15 protein-coding genes are annotated in these 24,749 nt (G+C 41.5%); 10 read left to right on the top strand and 5 right to left on the bottom strand.

What is annotated here, in order from left to right; translation table 11 throughout:
- Positions 1–78 precede the first annotated feature (78 nt).
- Positions 79–1,806: a diflavin flavoprotein gene (locus VB836_RS19980; protein ID WP_323221896.1), complete on the bottom strand. Its 1,728-nt coding sequence runs from the start codon at positions 1,804–1,806 to the stop codon at positions 79–81.
- A gap of 722 nt (positions 1,807–2,528) precedes the next feature.
- On the opposite strand from VB836_RS19980, the gene VB836_RS19975 reads away from it, so the two are divergent.
- Positions 2,529–6,683, top strand: coding sequence for a response regulator (locus tag VB836_RS19975; protein ID WP_323221894.1), 4,155 nt, complete (start codon positions 2,529–2,531; stop codon positions 6,681–6,683).
- 641 nt (positions 6,684–7,324) lie between these two features.
- On the opposite strand, the gene VB836_RS19970 is transcribed toward VB836_RS19975, so the two are convergent.
- On the bottom strand, positions 7,325–9,946 hold the full coding sequence (locus VB836_RS19970; protein WP_323221892.1) for a dynamin family protein: 2,622 nt from the start codon (positions 9,944–9,946) through the stop codon (positions 7,325–7,327).
- A gap of 220 nt (positions 9,947–10,166) precedes the next feature.
- On the opposite strand from VB836_RS19970, the gene VB836_RS19965 reads away from it, so the two are divergent.
- Entirely contained in the window at positions 10,167–11,447 is a 1,281-nt protein-coding gene (locus VB836_RS19965; protein ID WP_323221891.1) for a hypothetical protein, read from the top strand.
- Positions 11,448–11,813: 366 nt separating this feature from the next.
- Complete coding sequence (locus tag VB836_RS19960; protein WP_323221889.1) at positions 11,814–11,936, top strand: hypothetical protein; 123 nt, start codon at positions 11,814–11,816, stop codon at positions 11,934–11,936.
- Positions 11,937–12,023: 87 nt separating this feature from the next.
- On the opposite strand, the gene VB836_RS19955 is transcribed toward VB836_RS19960, so the two are convergent.
- Positions 12,024–13,160: an RNA-guided endonuclease InsQ/TnpB family protein gene (locus VB836_RS19955; protein WP_323221885.1), complete on the bottom strand. Its 1,137-nt coding sequence runs from the start codon at positions 13,158–13,160 to the stop codon at positions 12,024–12,026.
- 392 nt (positions 13,161–13,552) lie between these two features.
- Here VB836_RS19955 and VB836_RS19950 point away from each other — a divergent pair, with 392 nt between their 5' ends.
- Positions 13,553–14,794 carry a CapA family protein gene (locus tag VB836_RS19950; RefSeq protein ID WP_323221883.1) on the top strand — a complete coding sequence of 414 codons (1,242 nt, stop codon included), beginning with the start codon at positions 13,553–13,555 and terminating at the stop codon, positions 14,792–14,794.
- 314 nt (positions 14,795–15,108) lie between these two features.
- Here VB836_RS19950 and VB836_RS19945 read toward each other — a convergent pair whose 3' ends face one another.
- On the bottom strand, positions 15,109–16,878 hold the full coding sequence (locus VB836_RS19945; RefSeq protein ID WP_323221880.1) for a choice-of-anchor I family protein: 1,770 nt from the start codon (positions 16,876–16,878) through the stop codon (positions 15,109–15,111).
- Between the two features lie 676 nt (positions 16,879–17,554).
- On the opposite strand from VB836_RS19945, the gene VB836_RS19940 reads away from it, so the two are divergent.
- The gene (locus VB836_RS19940) at positions 17,555–18,496 is read left to right on the top strand and encodes a phosphate/phosphite/phosphonate ABC transporter substrate-binding protein (protein WP_323221878.1); all 942 of its coding nucleotides are present in this window, start codon (positions 17,555–17,557) and stop codon (positions 18,494–18,496) included.
- 59 nt (positions 18,497–18,555) lie between these two features.
- On the top strand, positions 18,556–20,484 hold the full coding sequence (locus VB836_RS19935) for a sensor histidine kinase (RefSeq protein ID WP_323221876.1): 1,929 nt from the start codon (positions 18,556–18,558) through the stop codon (positions 20,482–20,484).
- A gap of 30 nt (positions 20,485–20,514) precedes the next feature.
- Here the strand turns inward: VB836_RS19935 and VB836_RS19930 are convergent, their stop codons facing one another.
- Positions 20,515–20,892 carry a winged helix-turn-helix transcriptional regulator gene (locus VB836_RS19930; RefSeq protein ID WP_046281242.1) on the bottom strand — a complete coding sequence of 126 codons (378 nt, stop codon included), beginning with the start codon at positions 20,890–20,892 and terminating at the stop codon, positions 20,515–20,517.
- Between the two features lie 117 nt (positions 20,893–21,009).
- Here VB836_RS19930 and VB836_RS19925 point away from each other — a divergent pair, with 117 nt between their 5' ends.
- The 4 genes from VB836_RS19925 to VB836_RS19910 all read left to right on the top strand — a co-directional run bounded on the left by VB836_RS19925 (position 21,010) and on the right by VB836_RS19910 (position 24,401).
- Positions 21,010–21,708 (top strand): pirin family protein, encoded by a 699-nt coding sequence (locus VB836_RS19925; protein ID WP_323221873.1) that lies wholly within the window; start codon positions 21,010–21,012, stop codon positions 21,706–21,708.
- Positions 21,709–22,121: 413 nt separating this feature from the next.
- Positions 22,122–23,714, top strand: a complete 1,593-nt coding sequence (locus VB836_RS19920; RefSeq protein ID WP_323221870.1) for a glycoside hydrolase family 57 protein — start codon at positions 22,122–22,124, stop codon at positions 23,712–23,714.
- A gap of 212 nt (positions 23,715–23,926) precedes the next feature.
- A complete protein-coding gene (locus tag VB836_RS19915; RefSeq protein ID WP_046281245.1) occupies positions 23,927–24,121 on the top strand; it encodes a hypothetical protein in 195 nt (64 codons plus the stop codon).
- Positions 24,122–24,206: 85 nt separating this feature from the next.
- Positions 24,207–24,401 carry a hypothetical protein gene (locus tag VB836_RS19910; RefSeq protein WP_046281246.1) on the top strand — a complete coding sequence of 65 codons (195 nt, stop codon included), beginning with the start codon at positions 24,207–24,209 and terminating at the stop codon, positions 24,399–24,401.
- The last annotated feature ends 348 nt before the right edge of the window (positions 24,402–24,749 follow it).

Raw genomic sequence — 24,749 nt, 5'->3', positions numbered from 1 at the left:
GTATATTGTTTCTGGGAAACATATATTTATTCGGAACCCGCCCCTACTGTTCCCTGTAACCAGTACCCTGTTCCCTATTTAATAATGATTACCGACTTTGCGATGGTGAACCGCAGGTAAAATATCAGGATCACTCACCCGTCCTGTTTCAACGGTGGCGTAAATAATCCAATGATCACTTAACTCCATCCGGCTTGCAACTTGACATTCTAGATAAGCCACAGCATCGGTTAAAATTGGACTTCCATTGCTTGCGCTTTGAGTTTCAACGCCTTCAAAACGATCCGCCCCTGGTGCAAATCGTTTGAGAAAATGACGCATGAGTTTCTGATAGTTATTTTCAGCCAATACATTTAAAACAAAGCTATCATTCACCTGCATTAACGCTTCAATTGCCCGATCTTTTGCTACGGCAATACTCAGTCCCAAAGGCTGAAAACTCGCCTGAGAAATCCAAGATGCCAACATCGCACTGCTGACTTCTCCTTTGGTTGCGGTGATAATATATAAGCCTCCACTGATACGACCGAGCGCTTTATCAAGGTCATTATCGAGGGATTTCATTTGCTGAACTGCTTTTTTCAAGCCTAACAATTGTCCCATGTCGGTTCCCGCTTCTTCACAGAGTTTATAGGTGTTTTCTGTGGGATTTTCAGTCACGCGAATAGACGGAAAGGCTTGTTTAATTCCGGTTTGTTTGAACTTGACTTCTAACGGATAAACTGATAAACTACTTTCACCACATTCATACAAACCAAAGGCTTGTTTGGCGTGGGTTGAGGCTAAAATCGTGCTAATCGCTTCTTCTGCCAATTCCGCATCGGGGCCAGAAACAGGCGGAGTTCCAACGATTAAGCCTTGGGCGGAGCTAGCCAGTTCACGGATTTCTTGCTGATCAGCCGATCGCAAATCGAGCATTTCCACCGCAATTCCGGTTTTGGTGACACCGTGAGCAACGGCTTGGGACAGGCGATCGCTGTAGGCATAATCGGAATAGTAGAAGACTGCGACTGTGGTTTCTCCCTTGGTTTGGGCTTGACTCCATTCCAAATAACGTCCGACGAATTCAACGACATTATGGCGTAACAGTGGCCCGTGTCCGGTGGCGATGGTGTTGATTTCTCCAAATTTTTCCATGCGTTTGATCGCACTAATCACCGAACGGGCGTTAGGCGCCATTAAGCATTCATAATAGAAGCGAAAATCGGGTTCTATTTCGGCTAAATTTTCATCGTAGGTGTAATCTGAGCAGTAGTGCATCCCAAACGCATCACAGGTAAACAGGGTTTGGGTTTTGTAATCGTATGTAAAAATGGTATCCGGCCAGTGTAAATTTGGAGCGGAAACAAATTCTAATAGATGACCATTTCCGAGATCTAAAGTCTCGCCATTTTTAACTTGAATGCGTTTAAAGGGAACGTGAGTCAAGTTTTCCAAAAATTGAATGGCGACTTTTGCGCCAACAATGGTAATATCGGGAGCGAGTTCTAAAACATCTTTGACTAAACCACTGTGATCGGGTTCGGTGTGGCTAATAATCAGATAGTCTATTTGACGAGGATCGATGAGTCCTTGCAGGGTGTCGAGGTACTGTTGACGGAATTTGGCGTGGGAGGTGTCAACCAGGGCGATTTTTTCGCCTCGGATCAAGAAGGAATTGTAGGTTGTTCCGTTTTGCAGTCCAAATTCGATATCAAAGCGATCGCGATCCCAGTCGAGGGAACGAATAGCCGTTGTATCTGTAACCGTCTGGCTGACTTCTATCGTTAGGCGACTAGATTGAACTTTATCGGTAAGGGCTACCATATCTGACTTCCCCTCAGTAACTCATTATGACTTCAACTTGTCCTCTATTGTGACATGAATCAACTGTAAAGTTTTATTGAAAAACCTATATATGAGTTAAGATCCACAAAAGTTTGCTGACTTCCTCGCTGGCAGAGGGAAAAGCCACTCCCTTTGAAGGTGAGACGGCATCGGAATTCTGTAAAAATCTGGGTTGATCGTGAGCGGAAACGCATCTTCTAGTTTTTGTTATGTTTTTTAAATAAATGTTTAATGTTAGGTTATCAAGTGTTTAAATCAGAAATTTTAGAGCTAAAAAATCTCAAGTCAACTTTACACCTATTATCCCCTATTCATCATAAATTATCACATAAAAATGTAAGGTTTACCTGACATCAATTATTGATAATCTCGTGATCAATTTTAGAGAACCAATGATTTTCCCTGAGTGAGTCAGCCGCTAAACGGGGATTAAAGATCAATATTTAAACGCTTTCTCTATGATTTTTCAGGGATGTGTTTTCAGACGGTCTGCTTGAATCAAGTCGAAGAGATTGGAAGGGTTTGTAATATTCAAGTTAAAATCGAGAAGAGACATCAACTAACCTCTGAAAAAGATGAGGTAATGCCACCAGCAAACGATTCCAGTTTATTGAGATGGCGTGCTAGGAGATCCCCCACCATCCGTTGGGTGCAGGTGTATTGATGCGAATCACTCAGTCGCACAATGAAGGAACATCCCCATGAAATTGCGTAAGAAAACCCTGTTGATTATCGGTGCAGCCCTATCGAGTCTCCTTGTGGCACTCTATGTCACAGCGTCAATTGTCCTGCATAATAACTTTCATCAACTCGAAGTGCAATCTGTACGTCAAGCGGTGGTGCGGGCGGTGGATGCTTTACATCAAGAACAGGTGGATCTCGAGAAGCTCGCCCAAGATCAAATAGAGTTGAATGATCTTCGGGCTATCGTCAATTCTTCAAACAATCCCAGCAACACAATCAAGCTCAACTGGGAAAGACTGGAAGTGGATCTCTATGTGTTACTCAACGCCGAAGGGGAGATCGTTTTTAGTCAAGGTTTTGATCGCACGGGTAGAAATGATGCTTTGAAACCCGCACTACCGTCTGATCCTTCGTTACTGGCTTTACTCAAGCCGACTTCAGACTCTAATATTTCTGGGTCTGCGAGTTTAGCTGGAAAAGGTGCAATTACGGGTATTTTGATGTTACCAGAAAACCCCTTATTAATTGCAGCCCAACCGATTTTTCCAAATTCCCAAAGCCCAAATCAGGGAATATTAATTTTAGGGCGTTATCTCAACACCGTTAGTCCGATTTCCGAAAATAGTCCCCTATCTATCCAGATTCAACCCTCAAATTCAGAAAGATTTTCCTCAGACGATCGCGAAATTTTTGTGAAAGTTCTCAATCCTTCTACCTTAGCGGGATATACAATCATTCGCGATCTCTACGGGAACGCCCTACAACTCGAAGTCAACGTTGAGCGCGTTTTTTCTAAAGCGGCTCAAGATAGCCAATATCACTTAATTTTAGCCGTTTTATTGATTGGGGCAATATGCGGGGGAATTACTTTATTTGTTCTCGAAAAGTTGGTATTATCCCGTTTATCTGATTTAAATGATCAAGTGAGTCATATTAGCAATAGTGGTGATTTGTCTCTGGAAATTTCGGTGTCGGGAGAGGATGAACTCGCCCATTTAGCAGAAACTATTAACCAGATGCTTCACGCCCTAGAAGATGCTGACTCGGATCGTTTAGAACAACAAGAACGGTATCGACTATTAGCTGAACATTCAACCGATATGATTACTCGTCATTCGGCTGAGGGAGTGATTCTTTACGCTTCACCTGCTTGTCGAACTTTACTCGGATATGAACCGGAAGAATTAGTCAATCACACCCCGGCTGATTTTCTTCATCCCCATGATATTAATACTTTAGTCAAAGCCCATTTGTTTGTCTTGCGACAAAATGTTACCTATACGATAACTTACCGAATTCGCCACAAAAATGGAGATTATGTCTGGTTTGAAACCACCAGTAGCGCCATTCGCACCAGTGAACATCAAGACATACAAGAAATTATCGGCGTTTCCAGAGACATTAGCGATCGCAAACAACGAGAACAACAATTACAAGAAAGTGAAGCTTCTATTCGAGCATTATATCAAGTGACATCCGCCCGAGAACTAAACTTTGAAGAACGGCTGCGTCGCATTTTAAAGGTAGGTTGTTATAAGTTTGGCTTAGAAGTGGGGTTACTTGCTAAAATTGAACCCGTGAATGACGCTCAAAGTTTATTCAAAATAGAAGTGATTGCAGTCGTCGGTTCTAATCCTGTCCTGAAGAACAAAAAAGTAATTGAACTAACGGATAGTTTATTTTCCATGACAGCTACAGCGAAAAAACCGCTTTATTTTGAATCTTTGCAATATTCCGGTTTACCCCATTCGATTCAAAATCAATTGCAAATTGCCGCTTATTTGGGTATTCCGGTGATTGTTGGGGGTCAAGTGGATACAATATTATGTTTCTGGAGTCGTCAAACTAAAACAGAACCCTTTAAAGCCGTTGATCGAGAACTTTTAAAGTTAATGGCGCAATGGATCGGCGGTGAACTTGAACGTCAACAAACCGCCCAAGATTTAGCCAAGGCGCGAGATGAAGCTTTAGCCGCAACTAAAGCGAAAAGTGAGTTTTTAGCCACCATGAGTCACGAAATTAGAACCCCGATGAATGCAGTCATTGGGATGACAGGATTGTTGTTAGATACTCGACTTACTTCTACGCAGCAAGATTATGTGGAAACCATTCGCAGTAGTAGCGATGCGTTGCTTTCACTGATTAATGATATTCTGGATTTCTCTAAGATTGAATCCGGGAAATTGGAGTTAGAACGACATCCTTTTGATTTACGAACTTGTATTGAAGAATCCCTGGATTTACTGGCGACAAAAGCCGCGAGTAAAAATATTGAACTCGCCTATTTAATTGATCCGTCTACTCCGTCAAAGGTATTAGGAGATGGGGCGCGACTCAGACAAATTTTAGTGAATTTAATTAGTAATGCGGTTAAATTTACCGAAATGGGAGAAGTGGTTATTTCTCTGAAAGCGGTTTCTTTACAGCCTGTGATTTTAGACGAAAACACAACGGAAACCGCTAGAGAAACAACAACTCAACCTAACCGTTATGAGATTCAATTTGCAGTACGAGATACTGGAATTGGCATTCCACCGGAACGAATGAACCGCCTGTTTAAATCCTTTAGTCAGGTGGATTCTTCAACCAGTCGTCAATATGGCGGAACGGGCTTAGGATTAGTGATTAGCAAGCGCTTGGCTGAGATGATGGGGGGTCAAATGTGGGTGGAAAGTTATGATACGATTGCCGGGGAAGCCCCTGATGATTTTACCCCGTTAAGGTCGAATTTGGCAAGCGTTCGCTCAATTTCTGAGGTCACAAAAATTACTCAAATTACTCAAACGCCTCAATCTTTTATTCCTAATCAATTTGTCGGTTCTACCTTCTATTTTACGATTATTGTAGAGTCCTGTTCTCATTTAATCACAAGCTGGGCAAAGACACCCGAACTAACCGGAAAACGCTTATTAATTGTGGATGATAATGCCACAAACCGCCAAGTATTAACCTTGCAAACTCAAGCTTGGGGAATGTTCGCCAAAGCCGCAGCCAATCAACAAGAAGCTATCGCTTTTATTCGGGAGGGTGAACCCTTTGATATGGCATTATTAGAGATGCAAATGCCCGATTGTGATGGTTTGACATTAGCCCGAGAAATTAGAAAATTTCCCCAATATAAAAAACTTCCATTGGTATTATTAACTTCAATGGGACAACAGAGTATTAATCAAAATCAATTGCAAGATTTTTCCGCCTGTTTGAATAAGCCGATTAAGCAATCTCAGCTTTATAATGTGTTGATGAATATTTTAGGTGGAGATCCCCTAGAGGTTCGTTTACCGGATCAAACTCGACTCAAACCCACCAAAGATATTCCGTTACTCGCGAAAACATTACCTCTGAGAATTCTACTCGCTGAAGATCATTTAGTTAATCAAAAAGTGGCGCTACAAATCTTACAACGCATGGGATATCGTGCCGATGTGGCGGGGAATGGTTTAGAGGTTTTAGAAGCCTTGCGGCGTCAATCCTATGATGTTGTATTAATGGATATGCAAATGCCGGAAATGGATGGGTTAGAAGCGGCGCGACAGATTAAAAAACTCTATGGCGATCGCCAAACTGAAACTTCTGAACGTCCCCGAATTATTGCGGTGACAGCGAATGCAATGGAAAGCGATCGCAATGATTGTATCGCCGCAGGTATGGATGATTATATCAGTAAACCGATTAGAATGGAACAGTTAGTTGCGGTTTTAAAACAATGTCAACCGATCAATCCAGGGATTTTAAATAATGCTGATGTGGCTGTTTCTGAGACAGTTCAGTTAACCCCTGAAGTTGAACAAAATCAAACCTTTCCCCCTGAAAAATCAGTTGTTCTCGATCCAAATGTGATTGAAAGTTTACGAGAAATTGAAGCCTTAGAAGAAGCAGTAGAAGCCTATTTAGAAACCACACCGGAACTGTTAGAAAAAATAGCATCTGCAATCACCAACCGAGACGCCGAACAACTCAAACCCGCCGCCCATTCCCTCAAGTCTATTAGCGGAACGTTGGGCGCTTTGACGTTATTTGAACTCTGCGAACAGTTAGAGATGAAAGCCCGTCAAACCCTGGAAAAAGGCGTTCCTTTATCAGAAGATATTACCACAATTTATGATAAAATTACCGCCGAGTTGGGATGGGTAAAAGCTGCATTAAAACTCGAAGTTAAACGTTCCCCGTAGGGGCGCAAGGCTTGCGCCCATCAAACACCCATCAAACCCCCATCTTATATGATATCCGACTAATTAATAATCCCAAGCGTAGGGGCGGGTTCTGCGTTGATCTTTACTACCACTTAAAGATTGAGATAAACCCGCCCCGCCCCATAACACAGATTAATCAACCGGATATAATATAATATGACATCGAAAAAATAATGCTACACCTCAGACGGGGCGGGTTTATATAAGTGGTTTGTGGGAAATCTAAATTTGTTCGGAGGCGCGCCCTAGTAGAAAAACCCGGTAACTTTATCGCGCACCTCAGACGGGGCGGGTTTATATAATTGGTTTGTGGGAAATCTATATTTGTTGTGAGGCGCGCCCTAGTAGAAAAACCCGGTTTCTTCGAGAAACCGGGTTTTTAAATCTCTTACGCAAAGAAACCTCAGACGGGGCGGGTTTATATAATTGGTTTGTGAGAAATCTAAATTTGTTGTGAGGCGCGCCCTAGTAGAAAAACCCGGTAACTTTATCGAAAGGTGGTTTTTAAATCTCTTACGCAAAGAAACCTCAGACGGGGCGGGTTTATATAATTGGTTTGTGGGAAATCTAAATTTGCTCGGAACCCGCCCCTACAGGACTTACTAGGGTTTGAAAATCTCTCACGGGTTAATATCACGAACAATGGCTTCTATTTCCTGTCGAACTTGTTCCAAACGTTGACGCTGTTGTTGTATCCAAACTTGATCTTGTTGGCGCTGTTGAACAGATTTTTGATAATCTTTTTCTTGCTGTTTAAGTGGATTTTCGCACAGTGAAATCGCTTGTTTAATTAAATTACTCGCCAATTCAACTCGGGTATCATACATAGCTTCAATCTGCTCACAAATGTTGTCGAAAAGTTGTTGTTGAGACTCATAAAAGTTTTTCAAACCTGCCTGACAAACTTCTTCCTTAACTTTAGCACTAATGCTCTCCTTATTCTTACCAAATAATGCAGAACCGACTACTCCAGTGACCGCTCCACCTACACCACCTATCAATAATGGAATCAACCCTATTCCTGTAAATGCTAACGCTGCGCCTATTGCTAATCCACCTGCGGTTCCCAGACCAGCAAATAAATGAAAATCTTCTTCTTCATTCTTCTGAGACTTCAGTGTAGGATTAATCCCTAATTCTCGACAAGCATTCAAATTTCCAATTAGAGTAGAGGTAAATTGATTACCGATATATGTATCGAGTTTGCTATCTAATTCGGTTAAATCATTTTTGATTTCTTCAAGTTCATATTGAATGAATCCATTTATATTTTTAAGCCAGTCAAGCAACAGGTCATCTTTTAATGTTGATTCCCACTCTTTAATTTCTTTTAAAAGAGAAGCCATAAATTGATCTCCATAGTCTTTGATTAACTTTTTTTTGTCTTTGAATGGAGAATAGGTTGAAGTCCATTGTTCGCTTGATTGAATAATGCGCTCATCCAATTGATCAAGCCATTTATTCCAAGATTCAAGAACTTCGTCAATCACATCTTCTAGTTCTTGATCTGCAAAGATTTTAATTTTTACATCCCGTCCACTGATTTCTCCTATTTTTTCAATAATTTCTGTCTTTTTCTTCTCAGTTAGTTGTAGTTTTCCTTCTAAAAGATTCTCGGCTTGATGCAAACCTTCTAACCCAGACTGAATTAATTGATTAACTTCTGTCGTTGCTTTCTTAACCTCTAAAATTCCTCTTTCCTCAGTCAGAAACTTTTCTACAGATTGGGTAAAATGAGAAAAACTTTGCAGATACTCATTCTCCGTTCCCGCTAAAATTGCATCGAGGGTTGCTTGTGCAGAAATAAAATGAATTCGGTTTTCTCCGCTAATGATAGGATTTTGCACCATCACCAAATTTTCTATCCGTTTTTGTACCTGCTGACGACTATTTTCGCTGCGAAGTAAATCCCAGAAATTCACCAAGATAAACAAATTATTGGCGGGTTCCTGTTCATTGCCATTGAGTTGATTTTTCAGACTTTCAAGTAACTCTCGTTCTCCCTGTGTGAGAGGACGGGAAGCATTCGTTACAAAAATCACAACATCGGTATCTTTTAGCAGTTGTTGAGTGATTTCGGTTCGTTCTGGATGTTCGTTCAACCCCGGAGAATCAACAATTTCAACCCCATATCGACACAACTCTAAGTTAGGATGCTCAAAAATAATTTCGCTAATTTTACTAACTTCAGAATTCGCCAATCCTTCGGTAATATTTCCCAATGCAGCTTCTTCAGAAATCGCCGCTTTTTCTTGATACTGTTCTAACGGGATTTCTTCTTGTCGTTTATCTTTGTAACAACAAATCACCCGTTTTTGTTCTCCATATCTCAAAACCGTTACCGTTCCGCTACAGGGAATATCTCGAACGGGTTGGATTTCTTCACCCAGTAAAGCATTTAAAATCGTTGACTTTCCTTGACTAAATTCACCCACAACCGCAACTCGAAAATGTTGAGACTGTAGCTTTTTAGAAACTTTGTCAATTTCCTCTATTAAAGACGCCTGAAGAAACTCTCTCTCCGTACAATCCTGTACAATTTGATAAATATCAAAGCATTTTCGATCAAGCTGGCGTTTGCATTCTTGAAAGGCTTGTAACGCCTCATAGGAAATCGTGCGATGCTGTTGACTTTTTTTCTTTTCGGAAACAACCGGAAGAACCGCCAACATTTGACTCGCCGCTTTCACAAACACGCTATCTAAATCGTGAAACCAAACCGGATCGAGTAAAAATCTGACTTTTTCTAAATATTCCTTATCTACAGAAGCGGGATTACTAAACGCCGATTCTAATACGTTTAAATATTGCGGTTCAAGTCTCAAGCGGTTCGCCAAATTTTCTAAATATTTTTTCTCTCGCGCATCCATACTTCCATCTGCTGCTGACATTTCATAACCCAAGCCAATCAATAACAGCTTTTCCGATTCCGAAAAAGAAGCAGTCAGCAACAACAAATCATTAATATTTTGATATGTTTTTTGGAAACGAACTCCCTGTTTCATTAGTTTAACTAACTCGCGAACGTTTCCTGTTTCTGGAATAAAGCGACGGAGAGTAATTAGAAGTTGTTGTGTTTCCTCTTGAGTGACTTGGTTATCGACAGCTATCACACCCAATAATACACAGACTAAAGCGGCGAGAAAGACAACGAGAGGGCTGAGATCTTCTTCTTCAAGTTCGTGTCCGGTGATGCGAGACAGTAAATCGACGGTATCAGCGTTAATTAATGACATATCCATGAGTCGTCAATCTCCTCAATTTTAGTGATTGATAGGTTTTTATTGAGAACTTCCGTAAAAATACGGAGATGAAAATTCTCTCGCGAAAACTAACTAACAAATCAATTTTTCTTGATTCACTACAATTCGAGTTAGAGTAGAATGAGAGTAATGCTTCTACACGAAGATAGTATATCATTCGACTAGAAAGCAGGGTCATTCTTCAATAAAAAAGTTAACAATGATAGAATACATTTTTAGTGCAGAAAGTCAAGCTCGTTTAGCCGCAGGTACACTGGTTCAAGCTACCACAACAAGTACAGGTCAACTTTTGCCATTAGTACGAGATCCCGCTACGGGTCGATTTGTAGAAATTGCAAAAGGTGCATTCATAAACGACGATCATTTGTCACCTGTAATTGGTGGAAATATGTTTCAAAATCTCAGGGGTTCTCAACAAATATTAGGACAGTTAGACGTTATTAAATCGAGCCTGGGAGTGTTGCAAGCAACAACGGCTTTTATCGGCGTGGGTGTGGCGGTGACGGCTGTACTTTCGGCGGTTAATTTATGGCAAACATTGAAGTTACGAGAAGATGTTAAACAATTAAAATTAGAACTCCGAGGCGGTTTTCTTGACCTCAAACAAGCGTTAAGAAGCCAGGGCGTTGAAATTATTCAACATTTGGATAAAGTCGCCGAAGATATCAAATTTGAACAGCATCGCCTCGAATATCTCAAAGCCTATTCACGGTTTATTCAAGCGACTAAATTAATGAAAACCGCCACGACAATCGAAGATTTAGACGCGAGAAAAGTAGAACTTTCTAACGCCCGTCAAACCCTCGGAGAAGCGTTGGCGATTTACAATAGTCCCCATTTGTTATCAGAAACTTCCGCACCCGGAAAACTGCGAAGACACGAATGTGCTTGGGCAATAGAACAAACGATTTGTCTCACCTATCAACTACAAAATGAACCCAAAGCGTTAAAACAGTCCGTTTCTGATTTACAAGAAAAAATTCGTCAAGATTCCTTAGAAGTGATCGAATCTTGCCAAACCGAAGAAGAATTAGATTTTATATTCCCCGAATTGACCCGCATTCACGACCATGATTTAGCAGCGTTGTCAGCGTGGGAAAATCAAATAGATTGGATAATCAGTTTACCACCCGAAGACTTAAAACTATTAGCAAGTGCAGATTTTCAAGAGTCCACCGAAACCCCAGAAACACAATTAACCACCGTTGCAGAACCGCTAGAATACCAATTTTATCAGGAGTTAAAACAAAAGTCTCACCCTAAATCTCTACATAAACAACTTCTATTTTTAATGAATCCCGAATTACGGCGAGAGTCAGAACGTTATGTGAGTGAACAAGCAAAAAATGCAGGATTTAAAAGCCTTGTTTCTGCTAATTTACAAAAAGCTTCTCACATGACGGTTGCGAATTTATATTGGTATTTCAAAGTTCAATACGAGTCAGAAAATGAACTCAAACCCGCAACCGTTCCCGCTTAAATTCTCCTCGTGGGGTGCATCAAATTCAACAATGATTTGCAGTCTCAATTCATTAATAAGTTTGATGAACCCTACAATTTATCAATAAATCAATCAGTTTGATACAGCATTTTGAGAAACATTAAATGTAGTCCTCTTGAGAGGACTTTTGTTATTAGCAAGAGATTAAAATCTCTTGTCAGTCTTTGATCGATGACATACCCTACAAGCGCTTTATTGTCTGTGCTTGCCATCACAAGGTTTTGTTGATCTGTTTCACAACCCGACTAGAAAGAAATCACGGAAAATTTTGCGAATTGACGTCACTATCACAGTAGAACCACATGAAATGAGCTTTATCATCTTTGAAACAGTGACGAAACGACCATGAAAGCCTGTGAAAAACCTTTACAACCCAATCCCTTTACAACCTATCGGGACCCTGAAACTGGCCGATGGGTTGTGGTTAAGGAACAACCCTCCGCCCAAGCAGAGGAAAAAGCCGCTTGAAAGTCCATCACACACAGAATATTTTTTCTCCCAGAGCAGGCTGACACTGCTGCTTTATAAAACTGATATAACGCGGTATAAACCGTGTTAATGTTTATTTCCTGCATCACCCCGGACTGTCAGCAGCACCCGGTCAGACAGGCATTTCACCAAGAAGCCCTCGGCATAACCTTCTAAATTCAGGCTGGCATTTAAATCACGGTCAACGCTTACACCGCAATTTAAACAGTTAAAAACTCGTTCTTTCAGTGGCATTTCTTGAACGTGACCGCAACTTGAACAAGTCTTAGTTGACGGATAAAATCTATCAGCAAACACTACTCTTGAACCGTACCACTCAGACTTATACTCGACTTGGCGACGAATTTCAGAAAGAGCAGAATCAGCAATAGCACCCGCTAACTTGTGATTCTTTAACATCCCAGAAACATTCAAGTCTTCTAACCCGATGACTGCGTGGTTTTTGCATAGCCATGAGGTCAATTTATGAATTGTATCTTTTCGGATGTTAGCCACTCTTTGATGTGCTTTTGCGAGTTTCAGTCTAGCTTTGTTCCTGTTATTTGAACCCTTCTGTTTTCTCGAGAGTTCGCGCTGAAGTTTTGCCAGATTTTTCTGTGCTTTTTTGTAAGCTCTGGGATTTTCAAAAACAGTACCATCTGAACAGGTCGCCAATGCCTTAACCCCAACATCAACACCCAGATAAACTCTTGATTTAACAGTCTGTTCTGATTCAAATTCGTAGGCTACAGACAGATACCAAGAATCAGCTACTCGACTAATTGTGACTCGCTTTGTGTTGATTTCAGGTAGGGGTTCATAAGTGAATACCCATCCAATAAAAGGAAGCTTAAATCTCCTCCCTGAAAACCTCATTACTTTGCCACAATTATCAATCGTAAAGCTATCATTTCTGCCTTTTTTCTTGAACTTAGGATGTTTGGCAATGCCTTTAAAAAATCGGCTAAATGCTTCTCCCAAGTGCATGAAAGCAAATTGATAAACTCTAGAACTTAGCGTTGACTGCCAGGAGTATTGAGGTTTAATGTGATTGGTGTAGAATTTTTTAAGCTTGTTTGTTGAAGGTTTTAGTCCTTCTTTATAAGCCTCGTTCCACATCGCTAAGGCCCAATTCCAGACCCATCTAGAATATCCCGCGTGTTTAGCCATTAAGGTCTTTTGACGGTTATTAAGTTTGAGTTGGGTCTTGAAGGCTCGTTGCATAGATGTATTCTGTTATCTTACACATAGTACCGTGTTGTACCATAAATTGTCAACTAGGTTACTGCTCTACTTAACTATTAGGATGGACTGATGGGTTTTATGCAGTTTCTCCAACTTATTCAACAAGACCTGAGAAACCGGGTTTCTCCAAGAAAAATATAGGCTATAAACTAAAGGCAGTTGCTAGAAACCCGGTTTATGACCTTTGATCAGACTTTAGCTTCATCCCCTGATACTAGAAACCCCTGATTTCTGTATTGTGCCTTTCCCCACCTAATATTTGGGTTGAGCAAGTTTTACTACTGGGTTCACCTTTAATAATTCGGGTTCTGCAAAGTATCGCTCCTATTCTACAATAATCAAGTCTGATCAGTGATTTGAGGAGTGAACCGATGAAAACCAGTGGAAAACCGATTCAATTTTTAACGACAATTTTAATTTTTGGTGTATTTTTGATTTCAGGATGCGATCGCCCTTCAAACTCAACTGTTGAACAAACCGCCCAAAATTCACCCCCTGAACCACCCCAACCTCAGCCTTATACTCGCGAAGCAAAATTAGTCGCTGTTGGGGATATTATGATGCACGGAACCCAGATTAAATCTGGTTATAATCCTAACACAAAAACCTACAATTATGATAGCTTTTTTACAGAAGTTAAAGATATTATTTCTCAGGGAGATTGGGCAATTGGCAATTTAGAAACAACGTTAGCAGGGCCAGAAACAGGTTATACAGGCTATCCTATGTTTAACGCACCCGATACCCTCGCCGATGCGATTAAAAAGGCTGGATTTAATGTCTTAACCACTGCTAACAATCATTCCCTAGATCGCCGAGAAGCTGGGGTTTTAAAAACCCTAGAAAATGTTCGCAGTCGAGGCATAGTACCTGTGGGAACAGCCGCCTCTGCGGAAGAAGCCGAAGAAATCTTAATTCTGGAAAAAAATGAGATATCGATGGCAATGTTTGCTTATACTTATGGAACAAATGGCATTCCCATTCCCAAAGGAAAAGACTATTTAGTTTCTTTAATTGATGAACCTAAAATCATTCAAGATATTCAAGCCGCCCGTCAGTTAGGGGTGGATGTTGTTACCGTTGCGTTACACTTTGGAAATGAATATCAACGCCAACCGAATGAACAACAGAAAAAATTAGTTAAAAACCTCGTGAATGCGGGGGCTGATATTATTTTAGGAAGTCATCCCCATGTGGTTCAACCCTATGAAATCTTTGAAATCACGGATGAGTCGGGAAACAAAAGAAAAGCTGTGGCGATTTATTCAATGGGAAACTTTGTTTCTAACCAACGGGGAGATTATAAAGATTTAGGGGTAATTTTTAAAGTGAATATTCGCAAATCTTTTCCCGAAGAAACGATTGAGTTTACAGAGATTAAAGCCCTTCCCACTTGGGTACATCGTTACTCAGCAAATAACAAATATAATTTTCGGATTTTACCTTTAGAAAAAGTTGTCACCGAAAAAAATGATCCGTTACTTCCCAACCGTGAATATTCGGTTTTATCGCGATATTTAGAACAAATGAACCGCCATATTCACTCGTTAAACCCTTCAAAAAGCCTCACAACTGTAGGGGCGGGTTCCACCCAAATCGATGTCACTCACTAACAACATTAATAAACCCGCCCTGTTTTGACTGTAGGGGCGGGTTCCACCCAAATCGATGTCATATTATGTCCGGTTGATTAATTCTGTTATGGGGTGGGTTTAAACAGTGAACAGTGACCAGTGAACAGTAAAAACTGGTAACTGATAACTGTATAACTGTAAACTGTAATGAACCCGCCCCGTTCATCCAAATTATTCCGGCATCTATTTGGAAGCTTTAGTAGCATTATTTTTTCGATTTGATATAAATACACTTTAAAAACCCGGTTTCTCAAAGAAACCGGGTTTTTGATCGGCTTTTAAACCTACTAATTTTAACGCTTGCGTTTCACCATCAAACTTCCTAAACTACTAGCAGCCAAAAGACCTAAAATAGTACCGGGTTCAGGAACACGTTCAACACTATAAATCGTTGTGGTTCCACTCACTTCATTCGTTGAAATTAACAGCGTTTTTCCGTTGGGGCTATTTTTGGCATCAATGAATAGCAATCCTTCCGGGCCTAAATCACCAACTGCCGCTAATTGTTCATCAGTCGGATCGGGATCTCCCTCTTCATTTTCGTCGAATTCAACCGAGAAATCCCGGTTATTATCGTAACTGACAAAGAAGGGATTCAACGGATCAGTAATATCATAGGTCATAATTCCGCCAATGCGTTCTAAGCCAATAAAGGCATAGGTACGACCAAACAATTCACCAATGGTAACACCTTCTGGTTCAGGGCCTTTGTTGTCGCTACGGTTATCGAAGTTATTTTCGGAGTTATCGGCGTTGAAGTATTCAGGGAATAATTTAGCGGTAATTTGTTCAAATTGATCGCCGCTATCAAAAATCATTTTTCCGTTTTCATCTAAGATGGAAAAACTGCGTCCACCAAAGACATAAAGTTCATCAAAATCACCATCGCCATCGGTGTCACCCAGTTGATTTGTTACCGTTAAACGACCCAGTTTATCTCGATCTTGAATATCCGCCGGAAACGCATCGGGATCAAGGGTTAAATCTTCCACCCGAACTTCTTCGCTATATCCATCATCAAATGCTCGACCGGAACCTTCATTAGCAATGACAATATAAGTCTTGCCTTTGGCGGTATAAGCGGCGGCTTCATCGGGTTGATACATCCCAAATACAGGCCAGTTTTTGATGTTAATTCCGCCATCTCGATCACTCGGATCTAAAGCATTACCCGGTAAACGATGATCTTTAAATCCCAGTCCGACAATTTCGGTAAATTCCTGAGTTTCTAAATCAAGTAAACCAATGGCATTATTTTCTTGGAATGTCACCCAGGCTTTTTTGCCATCTGCGGAAACGGTGATATACTCGGGTTCAAGGTCTTGGGCAACGGTAGCATTCGGCCCAAAAATCCGAATTCCTTCACCTGTTAGTTTGTCTGCTTTAGAACCGCCAACATTAAAGTCCGTTAAGCCAATTTTTGTCTCTGTGGGCGCCAAACCTGCAAACAGATTTTCTAAATCAATTAGGCTAACTGAACCTTCAGGATCGATCGTATACTCATCGTTGGGTTCTCCTTCATTCGCGACAAGAAGCTTTGTTCCGTCGGGTGTAAAGCTGAACATATCAGGTAAGGGGCCAGCCATGACCGAGGAATTTTCAACGCTACCGTTAAACAGACTGCCATCGGCGTTGAAGAATAACAAACTGCCGTTGTCTTGGCGATTAACGTTTTCTACGCTAACGGCAAACAAACTCTGAGTATCATAGCTAAATGAACGCACATGAAGGACATTCCCAAACAAATCGGGATTGAGATCCGGAATTTTGATCTGACCCACGAGGAAGGGGTTCGTGGGGTTGGACAGGCTAAGAATGTCAATGGACTGGGCGCTACGATTTGTTACAAATAAATTGCTTGAAAACGGATCAAATGCCGAAATAAAGGCAGCTTCATCATCAAAAATGCCTGTAGAATAACTCCCAATCGGTTGGATTTTTAGCGTAGAAGCAGTAGCGGAAGTTGAGATTAAACCGAGTAAAAAGGTTGACTGGATTGCTGAGAAAACAAAATGTTTCATGGTTTGATAGCAGATACGGCTTCCCCGATCAAAGTTGTTCATTGAAAAACCTCCGAGTTAGAGTTTGTTTTTAAGGAAAATGAAATCAAAATTTCTGAAAACCTCAATAGAAAAACATGAATCTATCCCTCTGTGAAGATGCTCTCAGAGAGTGATCTCACTTCTACCGCTTCAAAGGTTTTCACGAGTTTAGCCCCATAACACTTGGCGGATAAGATGCACTCATCTGTTTTGCTAGTACAGATGTCCCTGAGAATATCACATTACATATGTATCACTAACTGTATAAGTAGCATTAACGAGGGAATTAGAATTGATATTCATCTGTGAGTATACAGAATTCTTGCATTTTTACAGTGCAAATGACAAGCTCTTCTAGTTGAATTTACTGATTTTTTACTAAATCTTTAAATAAGCACTCCGTAAATCCTCCAAAAAAACCCCTATGTGAAGCAAGTTCTCAAATTTCATTACTGATTGATCACTCAAGGGTTTGTTAAAATCACGCTATAGGCAAGCTATGATTTATTTTGTTGCTCAGTGAAGGCAAGCTCACTGAAGCTGATTATGATTTGACGATTCCCTCTGACGACTCTACTCAACTGCCAAGAAATCCCTCTGCATCTACTTTTGCGATCGCCAATTGAGTATCGTTTCACACAAATGCCATACTTGAAGTTAAAGCCCTTGCTGACTCAACACTACAAAATTAAATCCAATGCTACGCACCTTCTTTGGAAAAACTTTACTTGTGGGTCTAGCTACCCTATTGTTCAGTTGTACGGCTCAAACAACAACCTCTAGTCCCGAAACAAACGACCCTGCGGACAACCCTGAGTTAACAGGAACCATTGTAGTTGGAGATGTCACCAGTCAACCTGCAAAAAAAATTAAGCGTTATCAACCGTTAGCCGACTATCTGGCTGCAAATCTCGGAGAATTTGGCATTGGCGTGGGTGAAGTCAAAGTTGCCCCCGATACAGAAGCGATGGCAAGCTTACTCAAATCGGGTGAGGTCGATATCTACTTCGACAGTCCCTATCCAGCGATGCTCGTTAATGAAATCTCTGGAGCGAAACCTGTTCTGCGTCGTTGGAAAGGTGGCGATGCTGTTTATTATACTATCATCTTTGCCATGACCGATAGCGGATTCACAAGCTTGAATGATTTAACCAGCCACAAGGTTGCCTTTGATGACCCCACCTCCACTTCGGGCTATGTGTTACCGATGGTTCACATGATGGAAGCGGGGTTAAATATGAAGAAAAAAGAGTCATCCGATGAAAGCGTAGCAGCCGACGAAGTGGGTTATGTCTTTAGCCAAGACGACCAAAATAATATTCAATGGGTGATCAGTCGTCGAGTGGATGCCGCCGCTATTGATCATCGCAGTTTCTTAAATATTCCTCCCGAAAGTCGTGAAGCCATGACTGTATTAGCTGAAACTGAAAAAGTTGCTCGTCACGTTGTTTTGGCGCGAGAAGGCTTAGATCCAAAACTTGTTGAACAAATCAAACAAACATTACTCAACATGGATCAGTCTCCTGAAGGGCGGGAGGTAATGGAGAATTTTGAAGAAACAACAAAATTTGACAATTTCCCCACTGAGGAAGACATTGCCAGAATGCGAGAATTGTATGAGAAGGTCAAAAACAGGTGAGTTGGATGCGCCTTTTTGGGATCAGACGGGTGTCGCTAGCAAGCAAGTTAACGTTGGCCATGACAAGCTTGGTCATCGTTGCTGTGGTGAGCGTTACCTGGCTATCCCTACGTCGTGAACAACAAACCTTTCGCAAAGAACTTGAACAACAAGCCAGGATTCTTTTAGATACGTTGGCGGTGACAACAGCAGACTCTCTGTATATGCTCAATGCTGACTTCATGGAAGAAATTATGGGGCAACTCGGAGCCGATCAAGTTCTCTCCGCCGGACGTATTTATGAAAAGCAAGGTCGTATTGTCGCAGATGCTTACAGTGATAGTGTGTTGGTGCATCGGGTTGAACCTGATCCCTTTGGTCAAATATTAGTCCAAAGTAATCACACGATTTTTCAATGGGAAGACGATCAGTTACTCGCCGGAAAAGCTGTGAAAGTCGGGCGTCAACGCTTGGGCGCCGTGAGTGTGGGCTTATCAACCGCTCCATTAGAAGCTAAAATGGCAGCCGTTCGCAATCAAGGCTTGATTGTCGCCATCACCGCCGCTACAGCCGGAACCGCCTTGGCGTTGGTTTTGAGTCGCTCAATTACTGAACCTCTCCAGCAAATGACGGCGGCTACACAACGTCTGGCTGAGGGAGATTTGACTCAAAAAATTACGATTCAGACTCAGGATGAATTGGAGTTGTTAGCTGATTCTTTTAATCGTATGACTGATCAGTTGCGAGAACTGATTGAAAGTAAAGAAAAACTGATTCAAAGTTTAGAACATCGAGCCGAAGCCCTACGTCAAAGTGAAGCTAAAAATCGCGCCTTGCTGAATGCGATTCCTGATTTAATGTTTCGCTTCAGTCGCGAAGGAATTTTTCTGGATTTTAAAGCCTCTAGAAATGGCTATTTGCTTCAGTCTTTGAGCAAACATCTCAATAAAACCGTTTATGATTTGTTGCCTGAACACGTGGCTCAATTGTATACGGATCACGTTCTAGAAGCCCTACAAACCGATCAAATTCAGATTTTTGAATATGAGTGGTTTATTGATGGAAAGCGATGTCATTTTGAAGCCCGTATTGTCGTTAGTGGTAATAATGAAGTTTTAGCAATAGTTCGCGATATTACGGATAGTAAATTAGCCCAAATTGAGTTACAACAAGCCAAAGAAGAGGCGGAAGCTGCTAATCATGCAAAAAGTGAATTCTTGGCCAGTATGAGTCATGAGTTACGGACTCCTTTAAATGCGATTATTGGCTATAGTGATTTGTTGCGAGAAGATGCTGAAGATTTAGGCTATACTGATTTTATTCCCGACCTAGAACAGATTAAAGCTTCCGGTTTACATTTATTGGCTCTGATTCAAGATATTTTAGATATTTCTAAACTCGAATCTGGGGAGATGAATCTCTATCTTGAACAGTTTGATATTGCCACGTTGATTAATGAAGTTCAGGCCATTGTTCAGCCTTTAGTTCATAAAAATAATAATAAGTTTAATATTGATTGTCTTAATTCTATCGGTTTAATGTACGCCGATCGCACAAAAGTTAAGCAAGCTTTATTAAATCTATTGAGTAATGCCGCCAAATTTACTCAACAGGGCTGCGTAACTTTAAAAGTGGTTCGGACAACAGAACCGATTCAAAATGGTCATTCTCCCCGGGAACAAAAAAATGGTTTAGAATCTTATAATAACGCTGATAAAATATCCGATAATTGGATTGTTTTTAGTGTGATAGATACGGGAATTGGCATGACACCCGAACAAGTAGAAAAAGTCTTTCAGCCCTTTGTTCAAGCCGATAATTCAACAACTCGCAAATACGGCGGAACGGGTTTAGGATTATCCATTAGTCTGCGTTTTTGTCAAATGATGCAGGGTACAATTCAAGTCCAAAGTGAACTGGATGTGGGTTCAACCTTTATGATTCTACTTCCTGAATATGTTCCTGAATTCTTGACCAAAGAAGAACAAAAAAAGCTCGCTTCTCATTAGGGAATAGGGAGTCGGGAATAGGCAATCTTCCTAGATCTCATGTGGCAATTCTAAACTTCTGACTTCTGACTTCTGACTTCTGACTTCTGACTTCTCAATTCCCCATTCGTGCATCTTCTCAATTAAGGGTTTTAGACTTTCTCCTGTTGAGGTGAGCGAATATTCAACTTTCGGCGGAATTTCTGGATAAACTTTTCGATACACAAGACCATCTGCTTCCATTTCTCGCAGGTGTTGTGTTAACATTTTTTGAGTCACTCCCGTTAGCGATCGCTGAAGTTGATTAAACCGCTTCACCCCGGAAAATAACTCTCGCAAAATCAACAATTTCCAGCGTCCATTAATCAACGCTAACGTCGTCTCAGCCGGACAATTTTCTTTCTTAGACTGTTCTTGAGGAGCTTGCATAGTTACTTTTTAGATACAATCTTACATTCAAGTGCCTACTTCACAGTTTACCCTGATTTGATCTATCCTCAAAATATAAACAAGATTTTTATCAACAAATTTCAGGAGTTTTTCAGCATGATTACCCTTAGAAAATCAACCGAAAGAGGACAAGCAAACTTTGGATGGTTAAACAGTTATCATACCTTCTCTTTTGGCAACTATTATGACCCCAAACACATGGGCTTTCGCGCCTTACGAGTGATTAACGAAGATCGAGTCAGTCCCGGCGCCGGGTTTGATACACACGGACATCGAGACATGGAAATTCTCACCTATGTCTTAGAAGGATCACTCGAACATCAAGATAGCACCGGAACAAGCGCAATCATTCATCGAGGAGAAGTTCAACGCATGAGTGCAGGAACAGGTATTCTTCATAGTGAATTTAACGCCTCTAAAACTGAACCCGCTCATTTTGTGCAAATTTGGATACTTCCCAACCAAATCGGACTCCCCCCCAGTTATGAACAAAAAGCGTTTAACCTGTTAGAAACTCCCGGTCAATTTCAACAGATTGCAGCTTCAAACCCTGAAAACGGATCACTGAAAATCCATCAGGATGTTAACTTATCTGCGGCTATTTTATCGAAAAGTGAACGCCTTTTCTATGACCTCGCCCCCCAACGCCATGCTTGGGTTCAAGTGCTTCGAGGTGAACTCCTAGTCAATGATATAACCTTAAAATCAGGGGATGGACTAGCCATCAGCGATCAAAGCCAAATCACCCTAGAAGCAACAGAAGAGGCTGAAATATTATTATTCGATCTGGCGTAGTCCCATCAAACGAGAAAAATTGCCACCCTTGACCCAACTAATGATATTCTGAACATTGGCGAATCAACAACTGTGACCCATAAACAGTTAGGGGCGGTTTTGACACAATGTTGATTGATACAATTGGTGACGAAGCGATCGCTACTCACCCAGCAACACAGGAGATAGCCTTATCGTGTTTTGAGCGTCACCTGTCACTCATTGAACAATAGAGGAGTCAGAAGTCACAACCGCGAATATTACTACATTCTGTCTCCTCTGCTTAAGGAATTTGAGAACAAAAACACCAATCCGGGGATCAGACATCCGAATCATTATTATCGCTGTGTTCATGTTTCGCTTTAAAATCCTAAGATATTGTAAAGTTGTCAGCAAGCCCCTATCTGTTTTCTCTCTATTCAAGTTAAATCATTATGGCTATTGGCTATCTCGCTCTGGTTCTTCATGCTCATCTGCCTTTTGTCCGACATCCAGAGAGCGATTATGTCTTAGAGGAAGAATGGCTATTTGAAGCGATCTCAGAAACCTATGTCCCGCTCATCAAAATGTTTGAAGGGTTAAAACGGGATGGGGTTGATTTTAAAATGACCATGAGTTTGACGCCTCCCTTGGTGTCAATGTTACGTGATCCCCTTCTCCAAGACCGTTTTGACAAGCATCTCGCCCAACTCCAACAACTCGTCGAACAGGAAGTTGTACGCAACAAACACAATGGTCATGTCCGCTACTTAGCTGAACATTACATCCAGGAATTTATTGAGGTTCGAGAACTCTGGGAACGCTATCAGGGAGACCTGATTACAGCCTTTAAGCAATTTCAAGACACCAATAACCTAGAGATTATCACCTGCGGGGCAACTCATGGTTATTTACCCTTAATGAAAATGTACCCCCAGGCGGTTTGGGCGCAAATCAAAGTCGCCTGTGAACATTATGAGGAAAATTTTGGCTGTCCCCCAAGGGGAATATGGCTACCTGAATGCGCCTACTTTGATGGTTTAGATAGACAAATCGCCGATGCAGGTTTACGCTATTTTCTCACCGATTGTCACGGGATTCTCTACGCTCGTCCTCGTCCCCGTTTTGGCACCTACACCCCCATTTTTACGGAATCTGGCGTGGCGGTATTTGCACGGGATCATGAATCTTCTCAGCAGGTGTGGTCTTCGGAAGTCGGCTATCCGGGTGCGCCGGAATATCGGGAATTCTACAAAGATTTGGGTTGGGAAGCTGAGTATGAATATATTAAGCCTTATATTATGCCGAATGGTCAGCGCAAAAATACAGGCATTAAATATCACAAAATTACAGGTCGTGGAGTAGCGCTGTCGGAAAAAGAATTATACGATCCCTATTGGGCGCGAGAAAAAACGGTTGAACACGCCGGAAATTTCATGCAGAACCGAGAACAGCAAGTTGAGCATCTCTACAGTATTATGCAGCGTCCTCCAGTGATTGTCTCGCCCTATGATGCAGAACTGTTCGGACATTGGTGGTATGAAGGCCCCTGGTTCTTGGATTGTTTATTCCGCAAGACTTGGTTCGATCAAAAAACCTATGGGATGATTCACTTAGCGGATTATCTGAAAAAATACCCCACCAACCAAGTTTGCAAACCCGCTCAGTCGAGTTGGGGCTACAAAGGGTTCCATGAATATTGGCTCAATCATACCAATAGTTGGATTTATCCCCACCTCCACAAAGCGGCTGAACGCATGGTTACGATGGCTTGTCGAGAACCGACTGATGAACTCGAACGCCGCGCCCTCAACCAAGCTGCACGAGAATTGCTCTTAGCTCAATCTTCGGACTGGGCGTTTATTATGAGTACCGGAACGATGGTGCCCTATGCGGAGCGACGGACTAAATCTCATCTGATGCGCTTTAATAAGCTGTTTGAGGATGTTCTTCAGGGAAAAATTGACTCCGGTTGGTTGCAGAAGGTCGAAGCGATTGACAATATTTTCCCCAATATTGATTTCCATGTCTATAGACCGCTGTTCTAACTCGGGTTGAGATCAAATGTCGGGGAAATCCCTATCCGTCTCTAGGGTAGGGACTCATCCTGTTTGTCTCCTGTTGATGTAAAGTTATGTAAAGAATTGTAAATATAGCTTATTTTGTAAAATAGACTACAGAATTATGGTTTATGATAAAAAGGTGAGTCAAAGAAGCAGACTCATCAGACAGAACTGAACCCCAAAAGAGGAGTAGAGAAATGGGTACTGAAGACCAAGCCAGAGCGTTGATGATCCGTCATCACCAGATCATTAAAAACCGTCAGCAGTCGATGCTAAATCGAGCCGCCGCCGAAGTCGGTTTAGAAGCCGGAGACTACTGGAATCACATTCAAGGAAAACCCCACCCCACCTTCAGCCAAAACTATGATCGCAGCAATGCTTCGATGAGCTAAGGGTGAGCTAGGGTTATTCTGAGAATCCCTGACAATTCTTTAAGAAAAAATCAAGATTCATTAAAAATTTAGGAGAGCAATCAAAATGGGTACTCAAGATCAGGCTCGTTCTTTAATGATGCGTCATCACCAGATGGTTAAAAATCGTCAACAAGCTATGCTCAATCGGGTTGCTGACGAAGTGGGTATAGAAGTCGGTGACTATCACAGCACAATTCAAGGGAAGCCCACCGAAAACTTCCGCACCAGCTATGACCGTAGCAACGCCTCAATGAGTTAGTTAAACCTCCACAAGAGATTGCTTTGTGTACAATTAAACCCCAATCGCCCCACCGTAGCACCTGCTATAGTGGGGATTTTAATGACCGAAAAACTGGGATACAAGCCTCGTCCTTTAGGGCGACTTTTATGTTAGAATTATAGACGTGGAAAGGGTAATCAACCACGCGAAAAACCCAGTCGCCGAAAAGGCAACGAACCTTGAAAACTGAAGTTATGGGGTTCTTCTCAGGAACGCTTGAGAAGGTAAAAACTAGCCTGCGGCAACGCTGCGCGTACAAGCACCAAGTACCAGAGAAACCAAGAGTTTTTTTAGGGTTTCAAACTGTACCGAAGGGCATTCGGAAAC

The organism is Limnoraphis robusta BA-68 BA1, from assembly GCF_034932365.1.
Taxonomy (GTDB): Bacteria; Cyanobacteriota; Cyanobacteriia; order Cyanobacteriales; family Microcoleaceae; genus Capilliphycus; species Capilliphycus robustus.
The sequence above is the reverse complement of the archived record's forward strand: the minus strand, read 5'-3'. Positions and strand labels throughout refer to the sequence as shown.